The following is a 17,623-nucleotide window of genomic DNA, read 5'->3' as shown; positions in this document are numbered from 1 at the left end:
CCCTAGGTATACGGCTCAGAACAGAAAGCTGAGCCAGGTGCATACGCAGATGGCTACCGATACGATGCCATTGCGCATGAAATAGCGTTGGGTCACCCGCGAAAAATCCGTCGGGCTGACGATTTTATGCTGATATACCAGCGTTCCGGCAGCAATGCCGACGCCGATATAGTAAAGCCAATGCAATTGCAGCATCACGCCGACAGCAAAGAAGCATGCAACACAGACGATATGCAGGGCCACAGCAATCTTGAAGGCCCCTTCAGCACCGTACTCGGTCGCCAGCGAATGCAAGCCCTGGCTCTTGTCGAAGGCTTCGTCCTGCGCCCCGTACATGGCATCGAATGCGCCGATCCAGAGCGCCACGGCGATGCACAGTAGCACCATCGGTGCCGTTATCTGGCCGCTGACACCTACCCAGCCGCCAGCCGGCGCCATGCCGATGGCAAGGCCCAGGAACAGATGGCACCAACCCGTGAAACGCTTCGTGAACGGATAGATCATGAACGGGATCGCGGCAATCGGCAGCAGGTAGATGCAGATGGGATGCAGCTGCGTGACCGAAGCCACCATCAATCCCAGGCATATGACAATGAAGATCTTTGCCTCCCGCTTGGAAATATCGCCCTTCACCATGGCGCGGTACTGCATGCGCGGCTGCTGGCTGTCGTATTTGACATCGGCCAGATTATCCATCGCCAGCGCCGCAGCCCGGCCTGTCGTGATGGCCAGCGCAATCCAGAAAAGATCATGCAGGGATGGCTGGCCGCCAGCGGCCAGCAGCGCCGCCATGAACGCAAAGGGCAGGTCGAAGATCGTATGATGCAGCGCAACGTTATTGATATGTGCTTTGATATTAATCAATCGAGACCAAGCTCCTTCCACTTGGCATCGACCTTCTGGCGGATTTCCTCAGACATGCTGATCTCTTCCGGCCACTCACGGGTATGCCCCTCTTCCGGCCAGGTCTTCGTGGCATCAATGCCGAGCTTGGCGCCCCACTTCGCCATCGGCGAGGAGTGATCAAGCACATCGAGCGGCCCCTCGACGATCTCGAGGTCATGCTTGGCATCGATGTTATTGTAGACGCGCCACCAGACCTCCTTCAGATCCTGGACATTGACATGGGCATCGACGACGATGATCATCTTAACGTTCATCATCTGGCCCATGCCCCAGAGTGCATGCATGACCTTACGGGCCTGCATCGGATAGGACTTCTTGATGGATACGATGCAGCAGTCATGGAACACGCCCTCCAGCGGCATGTTGATATCGAGGATCTCCGGCTGCATCTGCTGCAAAAGCGGCAGGAAGATGCGCTCCGTGGCCTTGGCCAGATAGCAGTCCTCCATCGGCGGCTTGCCGACCACCGTAGACGAGTAGATGGCGTCCTTGCGGTGGGTGATGGCCGTGATATGGAATACCGGATAATCGTCAGCCAGCGAATAATAGCCCGTATGATCGCCAAAAGGGCCCTCGCGGCGGACTTCATCCGTCATGACATAGCCCTCGAGGATGATTTCCGCATTGGCCGGCACTTCGATATCGACCGTCTTGCATTTGACCATCTCGACGGATTTATGACGCAGGAAACCAGCGAAGACCATCTCGTCGATATCCCGCGGCAGCGGTGCCGTCGCCGCGTAGGTCACCACCGGATCGGTACCGATAGCCACAGCCGCCTCGATGCGGTCACCGCCCTGTGCCTTCGTGTCGCGGAAGTTCTCGGCGCCGTTCTTGTGGATATGCCAATGCATGCCCGTCGTGCGGCTGTCGTACTTCTGCAAGCGGTACATGCCCACATTGCGCTTGCCCGTCTTGGGGTTCTTCGTGAACACCAGCGGCAGCGTGACGAACGGGCCGCCATCATCCGGCCAGCACTTGAGGATAGGAATCTCGTCAAGGTTCGGATTCTCCGTCTCCACCACTTCCTGGCACGGTGCATTCTTCACATATTTCGGGAAATTGATGGCGCGCTTGATCATCGGGATCATCGTGACCACGCTCATCTTGTTCTGCAATGAAACATACGGCAGCTTCATCATCTCACGCAGTTCATCGGCGACATCGTCGAGCTTCTCTACCCCCAGTGCCAGTGCCATGCGTTCATAGCTGCCGAAGGCATTCATGAGTACCGGCATCTTGGACCCCTTGACATTCTCAAACAGCAGGGCCACATTCTTGTCGCCTTCCATCTTGGACACACGGTCCGTGATTTCCGTGATTTCCAGCTCAGGGTCTACCTCCGTCTGGATACGCTTGAGCAGGCCGCGTTTCTCGAGCTCCGCGATGAATTCCCGTAAATCCTTAAAAGCCAAATTATTTCCTCCCTAAAGCCCTGCTTCAGCGTCGCAGGACATAACGAACGATAAAATAGCCGACCTCGTAAAGCACAATGATCGGCAGCGCAATCATCGACTGCGTGAACACATCCGGCGTCGGCGTGATCAGGGCTCCGGCCACGAACGACAGGAAAATGATGATGCGCTGGTACTTCTTCAGAAATTCCGAAGTTATGATGCCCATCTTGCCCATGATCGTGATGACGAGCGGCAGCTCAAAGATGAAGCCAAAGGGCATCACGAACATGATGACAAAATCGAAGTACTTGTTGACCGAAAACATCGCCTCGAGCTCAGCACTGTTGAAGCCCATGAAGAAGCGGATGCCAGCCGGCAGTACCAGGAAAAACGAAAAGGCCAAGCCTGCAAAGAACAGGATGACCGAAGTCGGCACGACAATGCCGAGGACTGCCCGCTCCTTATGGGTAAGAGCCGGCAGGAAAAAGCGCCAGATATGCCAGAATACGATTGGCAAAGCCAGCAGGAATCCCGCCACACAGGCAACCTTCAGATACGTGAAAAATGCCTCGGATGGCTGCATATAGTAGAGCTTGCCGGCTGGCAGGGTGATGTAATGCATGATTTCTTCGATGAAATAATACCCTACACAGCTGCCAAGCGCTACTGCCACCAGGCATTTGATCAGCCGGCTGCGGAGTTCGGTCAGGTGCGCGACCAGCGACATGCTGCCATCATCCTGGACATACTCCACCGAGCCCGGCTCTATGACTCCCCGTGGTTTGGGAGCCGCTATCTCTTCATATTGTTTCTCTTCTGCCATGTAACTCCACCTGGCTTACTGCTTCGTCGTATCCGATTTCGGCGGCAGTTCCTTCGGCTGCTCCGTTACATTGGTCATCAGCTTCTCTTCCGGCTTCGCTTCTTCGCCAGTAGCACTCGATTTGAACTCACGGATGCCCTTTCCAAGAGCCTTGCCGATTTCCGGCAGACGGCTGGGTCCAAAGATAACGAGCGCAATCAATACTACAATTCCGGCTTGCCATGGACTAAACATAGAAATATCCTCCTAAAAACAATTCATTAACGCGACGGTATTTATTCGTTTCTATTATAACGAAAAACCATAAAAATCTCAATGAATCTTGTTACAGGCTGCATATGAAATCCTTATGATGCATATAACAAAAACCATCACTGCCGCTGGCAGTGATGGCCTTCCTTCCCGCTTGCGGGATACTTTATTCTGCTTTCTTGGCCTGCTCCTGGATCTGCTGGCGTACCGAATCCTGCGTCGGGGCCTGATAGGACGGAGCAACGGGAGCGGCAGGCGCCGGCTGGGATGCCGCAGCCTGCGGAGCTGTCGGTGCCTGCTCATTCGCCGGATACGGCTGTGCAGCTACGGGATTCACCGGCGCAGAGGGCTGCGTTTCCGCTGGTGCAGCAGCAGGTGTTGGCTGTTGCTGTGCCTGCACCGGCTGCTGCGGCTGTGCGGCAGCCTGCTGCTGGACAGGTGCCTGCTCCGGTGCGTTGATAGCCTGCGACAGCACATTCGTCGCTTTCTTGAACTCCCGGATGCCTTTGCCTAACGAGCGCGCAACCTCAGGCAGCTTGCCAGGGCCAAAAACAATCAAGCCAACCACTAAAATCAGGATAAGCTCGGGAACACCGATTCCAAACATAACTAATTCCTCCACGCTTCATGCTCAACGAGCACTGAATCTTTCTAACGATATCATCAAAAATCACGATCACCGATAAAGTCAGCCACCATGACAAAGGCCTCACGGATCTCCGGTGCCAGGCTATCCGGCAGCACACTGCGTGCCCGGTCAAGATATTCGTCGACCTTGGCCATAGCCACATCGACGCCGTCGGTCGCCTTGACGATAGCCAGCGCCCGCGCAACCATCTCATCCGTCATAGCCGAATCGGTCACGATGCCCTCGAGCTCGGCAGCATCCGGGCTGACACTGAGCGCATGGATGACCGGCAGCGTCACGATACCCTGGCGGATATCGTTGCCAGCCGGCTTGCCGATCTTCTCCGACGTCTGCTGGATGTCCAGCAGGTCATCGGTGATCTGGAAAGCCATGCCGATGCAATGACCGTATTCTGCCAGCTTCTGGACATCTTCCTTGCTCATGCCGCCGACAAAGGCACCGAGCTCACAGCAGATTTCCAGGAAATCCGCCGTCTTCTTCTGGATGCGGTTGTAGTAGTTGTCGAGATCCTTGACCGCTTGATAGACCGTATGATCCTGGATGATCTCACCGACACTCAGATTGCAGACCAGCTCGGCCAGACGCTTCGATACATAGTTGCCATAATCGCCCTCGGCAATGAGGCCAAACGCCCGGGCAAAGATATAATCGCCACTGAGGATCGCTATCTGGTTGTCCCATTTCGCATTGGCGGTGATGCAGCCACGGCGCGTATCGGCCTCATCGATGACATCATCGTGGACCAGCGATGCCGTGTGGATAAGCTCCAAGGCCTCCGCCAAAGGCAAAAGGCGTTCCAAGCTGTATGCAGGGCCGCCATGGGCTGCCAACAGGCAAAGTGCCGGACGGATGCGCTTGCCGCCCGCCGTCACCAAATGTGTTCCTATTTCCGTCACGAGATCTACCGGAGAGGTAACTGCCCCGATCAGTCCCTCATTGAGCTCCTTCAGATCCGCTTCGATTACATCAAACATGGGGTTTGACACATTCATCACCTACAAAATCTCTCGTTCTTGTTTTGTCACATATATTATAGTATTGTACTACATTTCGCGATTTTTGTCATCGTCATACTAGATAAAATTTATCGTCGTGGCCGGTTGCGATAAGCCTTGGGCCGCCCTAGTATCTCCGCCAGGATGACGGCCTGCTGTGCCTTCGCTGGCGTCAGCGCCGGGATACGCAGTCTGCGGCGCGCCGGGTCTGGTGACGGCAGCTTCACCTTGGCCTGCTGTTCATACGCAGCGAGTTCAGCCGCGCGTATGCGGGCCTCTTCCTCTGCCCGCTGGCGCTCATAGGCCAGCGCACGCTGCCGGTCAGCCTCTCTTGCCCGCGCTTCCTGCTCCTGCTGCCAGACCGTATCCGGAGCAGCCGTTTCCGTCTCGCGTGGCGCCGACGGATCATTGCGCAGTTCGGGGATCTCGAAGCCGAGCCTGCCCGTCTGCTTCGGTGCCGGTGCCTTGCGCGGCCAGGGCGCAGGGGCCGGCGGTGGCAGCTGGCTGCCTTCCTCCCGCGGCCGTCTTGGCACCTTGGGCTTCTGCCCGATCTTGTCCGACAATACGGCAAACAAAGCAAACAAGACAATCATCAGGATAGTATCCATGATGTCCTCCTTATTTTACCGGTGCAATCGGTGCCTGATTCTTCACCTGTCCATCGGCATTGCTTATCGCGTTGCGCATATCGGTATCAGCCTGGACATTGTTGAGGTTGTAGTAATCCATGACCCCGAGCTTGCCCTCGCGCAGAGCCTGCGCCATGGCATGAGGGACTTCGGCCTGTGCCTCGACGACCTTAGCCTCCATCTCCTGCGTATAAGCCTTCATCTCCTGCTCTTTCGCCACAGCCATAGCCCGGCGCTCCTCAGCCTTCGCCTGGGCGATGCGCTTGTCGGCCTCAGCCTGGTCCGTCTGGAGCTCGGCACCGATGTTGCGTCCGACATCGACATCGGCGATATCGATGGACAGGATCTCAAAAGCCGTACCAGCATCAAGGCCCTTGCCCAGGACCGTCTTCGAGATATCATCCGGATTGGCCAGTACGTCGTTATGGCTGTCGGAGGAGCCGACCGTCGTGACGATGCCCTCGCCAACACGCGCGATGATTGTCGGCTCGCCAGCACCACCGACCAGACGGTCGATATTGGCACGTACCGTGACCCGCGCCTTGATCTTGAGCTCAATGCCATTCTTGGCCACTGCCGAAACCACCGGCGTCTCGATGACCTTCGGATTTACGCTCATCTGCACAGCTTCCAGCACATCGCGGCCAGCCAGGTCGATAGCTGCCGAGCGTTCGAATGGCAGAGGGATCTGCGCCCGATGTGCCGCGATAAGGGCATCCACGACCTTATCGACATTACCGCCAGCCAGATAATGCGCCTCCAGCTGGTTGACTACCACATCCAGCCCCGCCTTATTGGCCTTTATGAGCGGCAGGATGATCTTTGCCGGCGGCACGCGGCGCATGCGCATACCAACCAGCGTGATGATACCGACCCGCACATCAGCTGCCAATGCCGAGATCCAAAGGCCCAGCGGCACAAAATGCAGGAAGATCATGATAAACGCAATCAGCAATACCAAAAAGAATCCAGAACCAATCAATCCAACCATACGAACCTCCTATAAAACCTTGTTACCTGAAAACTCACGACTTGCGCACGACCACCCGGCTGCCTTCAACAGCAACGACGCGGACAGCCGTACCTTTCGCTACGAATACGCCCTCAGACACCACATCCACCGGCACACCATCGATGAGTGCCGAGCCAGCTGGCCGCAGCTCGCTGAGCACCTCGCCGGTCTTGCCGAGCAGATTGTCTTTCGGCGTTGAGCTCACATAGCCGCGATTCGTCCGCGACTGATCCTTGAGCACCACATGGGACCACAGCCTGCTCGATGGCAGCCGCTTCACGATAAGGGCAAAGAGCACGATAGCAGCTGTGAATGCGATCAGCATGGCATAGAGCGCATTGATGTCGCCCCCCAATGCCAGCACGACACTATAGAGCATCGCCGCCACACCTACACCAGCCAGCAGGCCTACCGTCGGCAGCAGCATCTCCACGATGATGCAGAGTATCCCCGCGAGAAAGATGGCTATCTGATAAAGATCCACGAGCCCTTTGACGTACTGGCTGCCCCAGAATACGCCAGCAGCAACCAGCCCCAGCAGTATGCCTGCACCCATCCCGCCCGTCTTTATCTCCACAAAGACGGCCAGGAACATGATCGCCAGCAACAACGTCTGCAGCACTGGAATACTCACGAAATCCATGATATATCACCTCCATCATCTATTATATTCGCTAATCATTAAAAATAACCTTCTTTGCTGCCTGCAAACAAAAAAGCCTCCCCCGTTCGCAAACGGAAGAAGCTTCCTGAAGGCTATCAGCCCTGCAGCATGCTGCGGACAAGCGTATTGACGAGCTTGCCATCGGCACGGCCCTTGACCTTCGGCATCAGTGCCCCCATGACCTTGCCCATATCCTTCGGCGTCGCCGCGCCGGTCTCGGCGACAGCTGCCTTGACGAGCTCACGTACCTCGTCCTCAGAGAGCTGCGCCGGCATATACGGCATCAGCACATCGATCTCTGCCTGCGTCTTGGCGATGAGATCCTCACGTCCACCCTTCTTGAACTCTTCGATGGAATCCTTGCGCATCTTGATTTCCTTGCTCATGACGGCAATGACATCTTCATCGCTGAGTTCCTTCTGCCCATCGATTTCCTGCTGGCGGATGGCGCCACGGACCATGCGGATAACGGCCAGACGATCCTTGTCATGGGATTTCATGGCCTCTTTCATATCAGTCGTCAGCTGTTCTTTCAGTGACATATTGCTTCCTTCTTTCTATAAGTAAATGAGGCGCCTGCCACCAAGGGCAGGCGCCTCACGCAAATCATCCAAGGATTAACCGCGGAACTTGCGTTTACGAGCTGCCTCAGATTTCTTCTTGCGGCGAACGCTCGGTTTCTCGTAATGTTCACGTTTTCTCACTTCAGCCAGCGTACCAGCTTTCTGGGACATACGCTTGAAGCGGCGGAGAGCACTATCGATCGATTCGTTTTTACCAACTTTGATTTCGTTTGCCATCTATCATTTCCCCCCCTCCACTTAACTTGGGAGTTTGTGTTTTCATAACTACACCACACAATTATACATCAGCCAAGCAAGTCATGTCAACACATAATCGCAAGACTTATCAGCCCGGCGGCCACTGCATGGAACGGCCGCCCAAGAGGTGGAAATGCAGATGCTTGACGCTCTGGCCACCTTCTGCCCCCGTATTCGTGACGACACGGAAGCCTTTCTCGTCTACACCGAGTTCACGGGCCAGCTGCGGCACGACATCCACCAGGATATGCGACACCATCGCTTTATCCTCAGCCGTGAGTGCCAGAACACTTTCCACATGCTTCTTCGGAATGACCAGCACATGGACCGGAGCCTGCGGCTCAAGGTCTTTGAATGCTACAACCTGCTCATCCTCATAGACAAGACTGGAAGGGATCTCCTTCTGCGCAATCTTGCAAAAAATACAATCTGCCATCGATAACACCTCCTTTGCTGGATTTGCTCTTTGCGTGAGTGCCTGCCAGAAAAATGGCCGCAAACACGATACTTTTATAGTAATTCGCTAAGAATCGCGAATTCCCTGCTAAACCGTGAAAATTATTTTACCTTCTCTGTGACCTTGCCCCAGACGCCATCGCGGTAAAGGCGTTCGAGCTCGACCTCATAAAGATCGCCACAGACGACGGCATCATCGGTGTAGACGCGGATATAATTGTCCGTCAGGCCGTCCGTGATACCGTCCGTATCCGTCTCAAACAATACGCGCAGCGTCTTGCCGAGGAACTGCTGATGGAATTCCTGCGTCTTACGTACAGCCAGTTCCTGCATGCGATGGGCCCGCTCCTTCTTGACCGGGTCGGGGATCTGGTCCTTGCGCTCAGCTGCCGGAGTACCGCTGCGGCGCGAATAGGGGAATACGTGCATGCGCGAGAAATTCATCGCAGCGACGAACGCGAGCCCCTGCTGGAACTGTTCCTCCGTCTCGCCAGGGAAACCCACAATGATATCCGTCGACACAGCCACTCCCGGTACTTCACGTTCGACATGCTCAATCAGGCGGGCAAACTCAGCCGTATCGTAATGGCGGTTCATATCCTTGAGCACGGAATCCGAACCGGCCTGCAGCGGCAGATGCAGATGCGCACAGAAGCGTTCATCGCTGCGGATAAGCTCAAAGAGATCCGGCGACAGCTCGATGGACTCCAGCGAGCCCAGACGCAGCCGCTTGAGCCCCTCGACCTTCAAGACCTCACGGCAGGCATCGGCCAGCGTGACCTCGCCCGCAAGATCGCGGCCATAAGCACCAAGATGGATGCCCGTCAGCACGATTTCCTTGAAGCCTGCGGCAACGAGTTTCTTTGCCTCGGCATGGATCTTGTCGAGATGCCGGGACTTGACCGGGCCGCGCGCATAAGGGATGATGCAGTACGAGCAGAAATTCTGGCAGCCATCCTCGATCTTGAGGAATGCGCGCGTGCGCTGCGGCATATCGTAAAGCGGAATGTCCTCAAAATCACGGGCTTCCATGATATTGCCAACCTCATCGATGATGCCATCCTCGCGGGCCGCCTGCTCGACCAGCTCGACGATCTGACTGCGCTCCTTCGTGCCCAGCACGACGCGCACTCCTTCGATTGCCTTGATTTCCTCAGGATGCACCTGCGAATAGCAGCCACAGACCGCGATGATCGCCTGCTCATTCTGGCGCTGTGCCCGGCGGATGATCTGCCGCGACTTGCGGTCGCCGAGACTCGTGACCGAGCAGGTATTTATGACATAGAAGTCTGCCGTTTCCTCAAAGGGCACGATCTCATACCCTTTCTGCTTGAACAGACCTTCCATTGTTTCGGTTTCAAACTGGTTGACCTTGCAGCCCAGTGTCGTTAATGCCACCTTTGGCAATGTATTCCTTCCTCTCCTATCAACTTCCTAAATCACCTTTTTCATACTGCACGACAGTCAGCGCAGCCAGTGCCGCCGTCTCTGCGCGCAGGATGCGCGGCCCCAGCGTCACACTGCGGCCGCCAGCCGCCGCGACAGCCTGTGCCTCAGCAAGCGAGAAGCCGCCCTCCGGGCCTACCAGCAGCACGATGCGCTTGGCCTTTACTGCCCGCAGGTATTCCTTGACCGTCTGCTCGCTCTCATTCTCGTAGAAAAAGACCAGCACGCTGTCCTCTGCCTTCTGCTCCGCAGCCAGCAGCTCGCCGATAGCCGTGACAGGCGCAACCTCCAGAAGCGCCGTGCGTCCGCACTGCTTGGCTGCCTCGTCGGCAATCTTCTGCCAGCGCTGCTGCCGCGCCGCTGCCTTCTTGTCGTCATAGCGCACGACGCAGTTCTGGCTGCGCACGGGAATCACCCCGACAGCCCCCAGCTCCACCGCCTTCTGGACGACCATATCCATCTTGTCGGCCTTCAGCAGGCATTGAGCGAGCACGAGCTCGACCGGCGACTCCGTGTCAGCCTCCAAACGCTCCTTGAGCGCCAGCGTCACCGCATCTTCGCGGAAAGCCGTCATCTCCATGCGTGCCACCTGATTCTCATCATCGACGACGAGGATTTCCTGGCCGGCCTTGGCGCGCATCACATGCATGAGATGATGGGCATCGCTGCCCGTGATCTCGATCGTATCGGCCAGCAGCCCCTTGTAGAAGAGCCGCCTCATTTTTCATCACCACGGCTGATGACCATAGCTGCCCAGCCCTTTTCCTCGATGACCTTATCGACCACGAAGCCATGCGCCAGGCAAGCCTCGGTCACATCGGCTACACGCTCCGTGATGATGCCTGAAGCCAGCAGCTTGCCGCCCTCTGCCAGATGCTCATCCAATTCTTCGAACAGACGGATGATGATATCGGCGATGATATTGGCGACAATGAGATCCGCCTTGCCTGCAAAAGACTTCAAGATATCGCTGATTCCCGTCTGCACGGTATCTTCCACATGGTTGGCACGGATATTCTCAGCCGCCACATTGACCGCCGTGCGGTCATAGTCCATCGCCGTGACATCCGTAGCCCCGAGCTTGGCCGCCGCAATCGACAGGACACCCGACCCTGTGCCGACATCAAATACCCGCATGCCGCCGCGCACGAGCTTCTCAAGCTCGCGGATGCACATGGCCGTCGTCGGATGGGTGCCCGTACCAAAGGCCGCACCAGGATCGAGCTCGATGACGATATCGTCAGGGCTTGCCGTATAGTCCTCCCAGGTCGGCTTGATGACGATCATGCCACCGACCTTTTCGGGATGGAAATACTTCTTCCAGTTATCGGACCAATCCTCATCCTGGACGGATTTCCAGGAAATCTCACAGGACCCCTTCGTGATGCCATCGCCTTCGATCTCGCGGAATGCCTTGATACGCTGCTCGAAATCACGAAGTCTGCTATCGAGGTCTTCATCCATGGGCAGATATGCCTTGACCGTGACAATCTCCGTATTCTCGGCACGCTGGATATCAGAAAAATCCCACATCCCCGAATCGATATAGCTGTTCAGGAGTTCCGGATCCTCGATGACAACGCCCTGCGCACCGATATCATGATAGATTTCAGCCACCACATCCGTGGCTTCATGCGTGGTCAGGATACTTACTTCTGCCCATTTCAAAATACATCGCTCCTTTTCCTTTAGCAATTATCTAATTATATAGGCATTGCCTGTAAAACACAAGGAAATATATCACCCGATACCCTCCAACCGTTTTTGCAATTCTTCCCGCAAAGCCTGTAATGCCGTTATATAACTAGTAAAGATTGCTTCCATTACGAGTAACGCTCTATCTTCATCGTAAACATGAATGGCAATATTGCGTTTTTTCAGCATATCCAACCAGATTTTCTCATCGGATAGCCAGCCTAATTTATACGCTGCCTTGAATATCTCCCGCGGCGAACCAGTAGCTGCCTCTGCTACACCATATAGTTCCAGCACTTCTTTCAAGGATTTCCATGCCAGTTCAAACGTCAAGTTAAACTGACCAATGATTCCCATCCGATAAATTTCATTTTTCTTTGCCATCATATGATCCGCTCGTTCCAATACCGTCAAGCAGTTTGCAAAGGATTCATATTTCTTCATTTCAGCACATCCCAATCGATACAAATCAATCCCATCGCGCTTGATTTCTTGCCGCAAATTCTCCGTTATCAACTCATTCATATCTACTACATCAAACGACAATAATGTATTAGTCTTTTCCTCAACATCTAGCGAAAACCCCAAGGTATCGCCACCAGCAATGGCCAAATCGATATCGCTATGCGCTTTATTATCACCGCGTGCCCGAGAACCAAAAAGCAATACTTTTTCTATCTTGTGTGCCTTAGCTATGTTGACAATCTCGACAATCAAGTCACGATCAAGCTGGTAATTACTCATAACAGTTTCTCCATAATTTTCCGCTGAATGATGCCTTCAACCTCTTCAGCGGCACTACGACGTTTTCTGCTATTTGCATAACGTCCCCCAGACTACTGATTTCTCTTGCTAGTATACCATATATCTTACCTGCATATAAAAGAAATCCTTTTGCGCAAAAATAAAAACTGGAAGCAGCTAAAGAATAATCTAGCTACTTCCAATTTCGTTATCATTTAAAGAGATTCTTTATATTATCCAGGAAGCTCTTCTGCTCCGGATTGACTTTATCACCGCTGATTTCACCGAACTCTTTCAGCAGTTCCTTCTGACGCTGATTGAGGTTCTGTGGGGTCAGCACCTTGATGACTACATGCTCGTCACCACGGCCCGTACCGCGCAGATGCGGGATGCCTTTCTCACGCAGGCGCAGGATCTTGCCCGACTGCGTGCCGGCCGGCACCTTGATCTCAACCGTGCCATCGATGGTCGGCACCTGGATCTTATCGCCCAGTGCAGCCTGCACGAAGGATACCGGCACCTCGACAACAACATCATTGCCCTGGCGCTGGAAGATCTTATGCGGCTTGATGAACACATAGACGTAAAGATCGCCCTTGCCGCCACCGAGGGTACCCGCCTCGCCACCGCCGCGCACGCGCACGCGCTGGCCGTTGTCGATTCCCTTCGGGATGCTGACTTCGATCTTGCTCGTCACCTTCTTGCGGCCTGTACCATGGCACTCCCCACAAGGATTCTTGACGATCTTGCCCGTGCCGTGGCAGCGGCCGCAAGTCGTCTGATTGACCATGCGGCCAAACGGTGTGTTCTGCACCGTCTGGCGCGTACCCGTACCACCGCAGTCCGGGCAGGTCTCCGGGCTGGTGCCCGGTGCTGCGCCCGTGCCATGGCAGGCACTGCACTCATCCGTACGCGGGATGTTGAGCTCGACCTTCTTGCCGAAGGCCGCTTCCTCAAAGGTGATCTCGAGATCATAGCGCAGATCGCTGCCGCGCTGTGGCTGCGGGCCGCGCGACTGGCGGCGTCCGCCACCGCCGAAGAACATATCGAATATGTCATCCATACCGCCGCCACCGAAGCCGCCAAAGCCACCCTGGCCGAAACCGCCAAAGCCGCCGCCACCACCCATGCCGCCTTCAAAGGCCGCATGACCGAACTGGTCGTACTGGGCTTTCTTCTGGGGGTCCTTGAGGACATCGTAGGCCTCGTTGACTTCCTTGAATTTCTCCTCGGCAGTCTTCGGGTCGTCGCGGTTGAGGTCCGGATGATATTTGCGGGCCATTTTCTTATAGGCCTTCTTGATCTCCGCTGCCGACGCGCCCTTCTCGACGCCCAGCACCTCATAATAATCGCGTTTATCGCTCACGTTGCACCATCCTTAAATATAATTGTTGGGAGCCCGCAGGCTCCCAACAATCCATCCATCAAAATCGCCGATTATTTCTTATCGTCTTTGACTTCCGTATACTCTGCATCGACTACATCGTCGTCGTTCTTGGCATCCTGCTGTGCACCAGCCTGCTGAGCACCCTCAGCGCCCTGAGCTGCACCGGCAGCCTGTGCCTGCTGATAAGCAGCTGCGCTCATCTCATAGAGCGGCTTCTGCGCCTCTTCCATAGCCTTCTTGATCGTCTCGGTATCGTTGCTCTTCAGAGCCTCTTTTACCTTGTCGACACCTTCCTGTACCTTGGCAACCTGAGCCTTGTCAGCCTTGTCGCCGAGATCCTTGATGGTCTTTTCAGCCTGGTAGACGAAGCTGTCAGCCTGGTTCTTGACATCGATGGCTTCTTTCTGCTTCTTGTCCTCAGCTGCATGTGCCTCAGCCTCTTTGACCATGCGGTCGATATCTTCCTTGGTCATGCCGCCGTCCGACTGAATCGTGATCTTCTGTTCTTTGCCCGTGCCGAGATCCTTAGCGGATACATGCACGATACCGTTGGCATCGATATCGAAGGAAACCTCGATCTTCGGAACCCCACGCGGAGCTGGCGGGATATCGGAGAGCTCGAAGCGACCCAGCGTCTTGTTGCCGGCAGCCATCTCGCGCTCGCCCTGCAGGACATGGATATCAACGGACGGCTGGTTGTCGGCAGCCGTGGAGAATACCTGGCTCTTGTGCGTCGGGATCGTCGTGTTGCGCTCGATGATCTTCGTGCAGACACCACCAAGCGTCTCGATACCGAGAGACAGCGGCGTTACATCGAGAAGCAGGACATCCTTGACCTCACCAACAAGGACACCGCCCTGGATAGCAGCACCAACCGATACGCACTCATCCGGGTTGACACCCTTCGACGGCTCTTTGGCCAGGAACTTGCGGATAGCTTCCTGGACAGCCGGGATACGGGAGGAACCACCGACGAGGATGATCTTGTTGATATCGCTGCCGGAGAGGTCAGCATCAGCCATAGCCTTGCGGGTCGGCTCCATCGTGCGCTCAACGAGGCTGCTCGTGAGCTCATCGAACTTCGCACGCGACAGCGTGAGGTCGAGATGTTTCGGGCCCGTAGCATCAGCCGTGATGAACGGCAGGTTGATGTTCGTCTGGGTCATGCTGGAAAGCTCGATCTTAGCTTTCTCTGCAGCCTCTTTGAGGCGCTGCGCAGCCATCTTGTCCTGAGAGAGATCGATGTTGTTCTCTTTCTTGAACTCCTCAACCATCCAGTCCATGACAGCCTGGTCGAAGTCATCGCCGCCGAGGTGCGTATCGCCGTTCGTCGCGAGAACTTCGAAGGTGCCGCTGGAGAGCTCGAGGATCGAGACATCGAACGTACCGCCACCAAGGTCGAATACGAGGATCGTCTCGTCATCATCCTTGTCAAGGCCATAAGCCAGCGCAGCGGCCGTCGGCTCGTTGATGATACGCAGGACTTCTAGGCCGGCGATCTTACCAGCGTCTTTCGTAGCCTGGCGCTGGCTGTCGTTGAAGTAAGCCGGAACCGTGATGACAGCCTGGCTGACCGTCTCACCGAGGTATGCCTCTGCATCAGCCTTGAGCTTCTGCAGGACCATAGCCGAGATCTCCTGCGGCGTATAGCTCTTGTCGTCAACCGTTACTTTGTAGTCGGACTCGCCCATGTGGCGTTTGATCGACGCGATCGTGCGATCCGGGTTCGAAACAGCCTGGCGCTTTGCCAGCTGGCCGACGAGACGCTGTCCGTCTTTCGTGAAGCCGACAACGGACGGGGTGATACGGCTGCCTTCCGGGTTCGTGATGACCGTCGGCTCGCCGCCTTCCATAACAGATACAACGGAGTTCGTCGTACCTAAGTCAATACCAATAACTTTAGACATCTTGAAATCCTCCTAAAAACATCTTGCAATCTATGGGAAATAAAACTTTGTTGACCTTTTAGTTGGCTACGACCTGCACCATGCTCGGGCGGATCACCCGGCCCTTGACCATGTAGCCCTTCTGGAGCTCCTGGGCGATATCATCGTCCTCAAGCTCTTCGTTCTGGACACGCATGACGGCCTGATGGAAATTCGGGTCGAATTTCTGCCCCTCGGTCTCGATCTTCTCAAGACCGTTCTTCTTGAGCACCTCACCAAACTGCGTGAAGATCATCTCCACGCCCTTCTGGAAAGCCTCGCCGTCCTTGGCCTCAGCGGCCATAGCACGCTCGAAGTTATCGAGGAGCGGCAGCATATCCTTGAGGATGCCCTGGGTCACCACAGCGGCAAGTTCTTCTTTCTCCTTGCTCGTGCGGCGGCGGAAGTTCTCAAAGTCAGCCTGCAGCCGCAACGACCGATCGGTCTGCTCCTTGAGCTCCGCCGTGAGTTTCTCCACCTGCTGCTGCGCATCGTCAGCGGCTGGCTCCTCAGCGCCCGCTTCGGCATTCTCTGCCGCCTCAGGTGCCTCTTCCTCAGCTTCCTCAGTCATTGCTGCCTGATCGATTTCCTGCTGCATCTCGTCAAGTTTCTGCTCATCTTTCTTTTTCAATTCATCTTTCATGAATGATGGCAATTTCTTCACCTCTTTCAAAGGGGATATATTATCTTGCTAAGCACCAGCAGGTTCTACCAGTGAAAGCGTTTGATGACATTGGTAAGGTTTGTGTTCATGTACTCCAGCAGGCTCATCGCCTTGGCGTACTCCATACGGGTCGGCCCCAGCACAGCAATCGTGCCCAGCAGCTCGCCATCGAGATGATAGGTCGCCGTGATAATGCTGCTGTCCTTGAAGTGCTGGTTCTCATTCTCCTGCCCGATCGTGACCTCCAGGCCATCGCCCATATGCGCGTGCAGGATATCTTTCATGAGCTCCTCTTCTTCCAGCATCAGGAGCATTTCCTTGACCTTCTCCACATCGTGGAACTCGGGCTGGCTCAAAAGCTGTGTCGTCCCGCCGAGATACAGGCGCTCATGCTTGCCTGAGTCCAGCGCGCGCTGGATGATTTCCAGCGCCGACTCATACAGCAGCTGATCCTGTATCTCGTCCTGTATCTGTGCCAGCGAATGATGCTCGATTGTCTGCAGCGAATGGCCTGCCAGGTTCGCATTAATGACCTTGGCCATGCGCTGGAAATCCTCGAAGACCGAGCCATCCGGCATCTCGAGGATCTTGTTCTCGATGAACCCGGCATCGGTCATGAGCACCGTGATGACGCGGCGGTCATCGAGCGGCAGGAATTGCAGGCAGCGGAACTTAGCCTGCGTGACCTGTGGGGCCAGCACAAGGGAAACATTCTTCGTCACCTGCGAAATGATATGCGCGGTTTCCTGGAATACTTCCTCGATGCGCTTGACCCGCGACTGGTACCAGCGGTCGATGCGCGCCTTCTCTTCGGCGCTGACCGGCTGCGGCGGGATCAGGCCATCCACGTAGAAGCGGTATCCCTTCGACGACGGCACCCGTCCAGAGGAAGTGTGCAGATGCTCAAGATAACCAAGCATCTCAAGATCCGCCATCTCGTTGCGGATTGTCGCCGGACTGACACCAAGGTCATGCTTCCTGGCCAAGGTTCGCGAGCCGACAGGCTCAGCTGTCTCGATATAGTCATCGATGATCGCTTTCAACACCCGCTGCTTGCGCTCGTCAATCTGCTCGGGCATCTGCATCCCTCCTCCCTTATTCACTTTCGCTGTTAGCACTCAACAGCAATGAGTGCTAACTTCGAATCTATTAAGATAA

At 55.4% G+C, this 17,623-nt stretch carries 20 protein-coding genes; all 20 read right to left on the bottom strand.

What is annotated here, in order from left to right; translation table 11 throughout:
* Nucleotides 1–15: 15 nt before the first annotated feature.
* The 20 genes from BM181_RS03485 to hrcA all read right to left on the bottom strand — a co-directional run bounded on the left by BM181_RS03485 (nt 16) and on the right by hrcA (nt 17,544).
* Nucleotides 16–864 carry a 4-hydroxybenzoate octaprenyltransferase gene (locus BM181_RS03485; protein WP_082336143.1) on the bottom strand — a complete coding sequence of 283 codons (849 nt, stop codon included), beginning with the start codon at nt 862–864 and terminating at the stop codon, nt 16–18.
* Nucleotides 861–2,321: a menaquinone biosynthesis decarboxylase gene (locus BM181_RS03480; protein ID WP_075442429.1), complete on the bottom strand. Its 1,461-nt coding sequence runs from the start codon at nt 2,319–2,321 to the stop codon at nt 861–863. The genes BM181_RS03485 and BM181_RS03480 overlap by 4 nt, the downstream gene beginning before the upstream one ends.
* Nucleotides 2,322–2,346: 25 nt before the next feature.
* Nucleotides 2,347–3,126 carry a twin-arginine translocase subunit TatC gene (tatC, locus tag BM181_RS03475; protein ID WP_075442428.1) on the bottom strand — a complete coding sequence of 260 codons (780 nt, stop codon included), beginning with the start codon at nt 3,124–3,126 and terminating at the stop codon, nt 2,347–2,349.
* A 15-nt stretch (nt 3,127–3,141) separates the two neighbouring features.
* A complete protein-coding gene (locus BM181_RS03470) occupies nt 3,142–3,360 on the bottom strand; it encodes a Sec-independent protein translocase subunit TatA/TatB (protein ID WP_075442427.1) in 219 nt (72 codons plus the stop codon).
* Between the two features lie 184 nt (nt 3,361–3,544).
* Nucleotides 3,545–3,985 (bottom strand): twin-arginine translocase TatA/TatE family subunit, encoded by a 441-nt coding sequence (tatA, locus tag BM181_RS03465; RefSeq protein WP_075442426.1) that lies wholly within the window; start codon nt 3,983–3,985, stop codon nt 3,545–3,547.
* A 56-nt stretch (nt 3,986–4,041) separates the two neighbouring features.
* Complete coding sequence (locus BM181_RS03460) at nt 4,042–5,001, bottom strand: polyprenyl synthetase family protein (protein ID WP_173371569.1); 960 nt, start codon at nt 4,999–5,001, stop codon at nt 4,042–4,044.
* A 110-nt stretch (nt 5,002–5,111) separates the two neighbouring features.
* Nucleotides 5,112–5,630, bottom strand: a complete 519-nt coding sequence (locus BM181_RS03455) for a hypothetical protein (protein ID WP_075442425.1) — start codon at nt 5,628–5,630, stop codon at nt 5,112–5,114.
* 10 nt (nt 5,631–5,640) lie between these two features.
* A complete protein-coding gene (gene floA, locus BM181_RS03450) occupies nt 5,641–6,642 on the bottom strand; it encodes a flotillin-like protein FloA (protein ID WP_075442424.1) in 1,002 nt (333 codons plus the stop codon).
* 34 nt (nt 6,643–6,676) lie between these two features.
* Nucleotides 6,677–7,306: an NfeD family protein gene (locus BM181_RS03445; RefSeq protein WP_075442423.1), complete on the bottom strand. Its 630-nt coding sequence runs from the start codon at nt 7,304–7,306 to the stop codon at nt 6,677–6,679.
* 116 nt (nt 7,307–7,422) lie between these two features.
* Nucleotides 7,423–7,869, bottom strand: coding sequence for a GatB/YqeY domain-containing protein (locus BM181_RS03440; protein WP_075442422.1), 447 nt, complete (start codon nt 7,867–7,869; stop codon nt 7,423–7,425).
* Between the two features lie 75 nt (nt 7,870–7,944).
* Nucleotides 7,945–8,127, bottom strand: a complete 183-nt coding sequence (rpsU, locus tag BM181_RS03435) for a 30S ribosomal protein S21 (RefSeq protein WP_033170151.1) — start codon at nt 8,125–8,127, stop codon at nt 7,945–7,947.
* A gap of 109 nt (nt 8,128–8,236) precedes the next feature.
* Complete coding sequence (locus tag BM181_RS03430) at nt 8,237–8,584, bottom strand: histidine triad nucleotide-binding protein (protein ID WP_075442421.1); 348 nt, start codon at nt 8,582–8,584, stop codon at nt 8,237–8,239.
* 122 nt (nt 8,585–8,706) lie between these two features.
* Nucleotides 8,707–10,011 (bottom strand): tRNA (N(6)-L-threonylcarbamoyladenosine(37)-C(2))-methylthiotransferase MtaB, encoded by a 1,305-nt coding sequence (gene mtaB, locus BM181_RS03425; RefSeq protein WP_075442420.1) that lies wholly within the window; start codon nt 10,009–10,011, stop codon nt 8,707–8,709.
* Nucleotides 10,012–10,030: 19 nt separating this feature from the next.
* Nucleotides 10,031–10,771, bottom strand: coding sequence for a 16S rRNA (uracil(1498)-N(3))-methyltransferase (locus tag BM181_RS03420; RefSeq protein WP_075442419.1), 741 nt, complete (start codon nt 10,769–10,771; stop codon nt 10,031–10,033).
* The gene (gene prmA, locus BM181_RS03415; RefSeq protein ID WP_075442418.1) at nt 10,768–11,718 is read right to left on the bottom strand and encodes a 50S ribosomal protein L11 methyltransferase; all 951 of its coding nucleotides are present in this window, start codon (nt 11,716–11,718) and stop codon (nt 10,768–10,770) included. Before prmA ends, BM181_RS03420 begins: the two co-directional genes overlap by 4 nt.
* A 72-nt stretch (nt 11,719–11,790) precedes the next feature.
* Complete coding sequence (locus BM181_RS15385; RefSeq protein ID WP_218150090.1) at nt 11,791–12,489, bottom strand: HI0074 family nucleotidyltransferase substrate-binding subunit; 699 nt, start codon at nt 12,487–12,489, stop codon at nt 11,791–11,793.
* Between the two features lie 211 nt (nt 12,490–12,700).
* Entirely contained in the window at nt 12,701–13,855 is a 1,155-nt protein-coding gene (dnaJ, locus tag BM181_RS03400; protein WP_075442417.1) for a molecular chaperone DnaJ, read from the bottom strand.
* Between the two features lie 71 nt (nt 13,856–13,926).
* Nucleotides 13,927–15,783, bottom strand: a complete 1,857-nt coding sequence (dnaK, locus tag BM181_RS03395; RefSeq protein ID WP_075430457.1) for a molecular chaperone DnaK — start codon at nt 15,781–15,783, stop codon at nt 13,927–13,929.
* A 58-nt stretch (nt 15,784–15,841) separates the two neighbouring features.
* Nucleotides 15,842–16,444 carry a nucleotide exchange factor GrpE gene (grpE, locus tag BM181_RS03390; RefSeq protein ID WP_075442416.1) on the bottom strand — a complete coding sequence of 201 codons (603 nt, stop codon included), beginning with the start codon at nt 16,442–16,444 and terminating at the stop codon, nt 15,842–15,844.
* 65 nt (nt 16,445–16,509) lie between these two features.
* Nucleotides 16,510–17,544 carry a heat-inducible transcriptional repressor HrcA gene (gene hrcA, locus BM181_RS03385; RefSeq protein ID WP_075442415.1) on the bottom strand — a complete coding sequence of 345 codons (1,035 nt, stop codon included), beginning with the start codon at nt 17,542–17,544 and terminating at the stop codon, nt 16,510–16,512.
* Nucleotides 17,545–17,623: the final 79 nt, after the last annotated feature.

This window comes from Pseudoselenomonas ruminantium (assembly GCF_900113715.1).
Taxonomy (GTDB): domain Bacteria; phylum Bacillota; class Negativicutes; order Selenomonadales; family Selenomonadaceae; genus Selenomonas_A; species Selenomonas_A caprae.
This window is presented reverse-complemented; position numbering and strand designations above follow the sequence as displayed.

Excerpts from the sequence above, each read along its gene's own strand:
- tatC (WP_075442428.1), bottom strand. The coding sequence starts at position 3,126 with ATGGCAGAAGAGAAACAATATGAAGAGATAGCGGCTCCCAAACCACGG.
- BM181_RS03470 (WP_075442427.1), bottom strand. The coding sequence starts at position 3,360 with ATGTTTAGTCCATGGCAAGCCGGAATTGTAGTATTGATTGCGCTCGTT.
- tatA (WP_075442426.1), bottom strand. The coding sequence starts at position 3,985 with ATGTTTGGAATCGGTGTTCCCGAGCTTATCCTGATTTTAGTGGTTGGC.
- BM181_RS03460 (WP_173371569.1), bottom strand. The coding sequence starts at position 5,001 with ATGTTTGATGTAATCGAAGCGGATCTGAAGGAGCTCAATGAGGGACTG.
- BM181_RS03455 (WP_075442425.1), bottom strand. The coding sequence starts at position 5,630 with ATGGATACTATCCTGATGATTGTCTTGTTTGCTTTGTTTGCCGTATTG.
- floA (WP_075442424.1), bottom strand. The coding sequence starts at position 6,642 with ATGGTTGGATTGATTGGTTCTGGATTCTTTTTGGTATTGCTGATTGCG.
- BM181_RS03445 (WP_075442423.1), bottom strand. The coding sequence starts at position 7,306 with ATGGATTTCGTGAGTATTCCAGTGCTGCAGACGTTGTTGCTGGCGATC.
- BM181_RS03440 (WP_075442422.1), bottom strand. The coding sequence starts at position 7,869 with ATGTCACTGAAAGAACAGCTGACGACTGATATGAAAGAGGCCATGAAA.
- rpsU (WP_033170151.1), bottom strand. The coding sequence starts at position 8,127 with ATGGCAAACGAAATCAAAGTTGGTAAAAACGAATCGATCGATAGTGCT.
- BM181_RS03430 (WP_075442421.1), bottom strand. The coding sequence starts at position 8,584 with ATGGCAGATTGTATTTTTTGCAAGATTGCGCAGAAGGAGATCCCTTCC.
- BM181_RS03420 (WP_075442419.1), bottom strand. The coding sequence starts at position 10,771 with ATGAGGCGGCTCTTCTACAAGGGGCTGCTGGCCGATACGATCGAGATC.
- BM181_RS15385 (WP_218150090.1), bottom strand. The coding sequence starts at position 12,489 with ATGAGTAATTACCAGCTTGATCGTGACTTGATTGTCGAGATTGTCAAC.
- dnaK (WP_075430457.1), bottom strand. The coding sequence starts at position 15,783 with ATGTCTAAAGTTATTGGTATTGACTTAGGTACGACGAACTCCGTTGTA.
- grpE (WP_075442416.1), bottom strand. The coding sequence starts at position 16,444 with ATGAAAGATGAATTGAAAAAGAAAGATGAGCAGAAACTTGACGAGATG.
- hrcA (WP_075442415.1), bottom strand. The coding sequence starts at position 17,544 with ATGCCCGAGCAGATTGACGAGCGCAAGCAGCGGGTGTTGAAAGCGATC.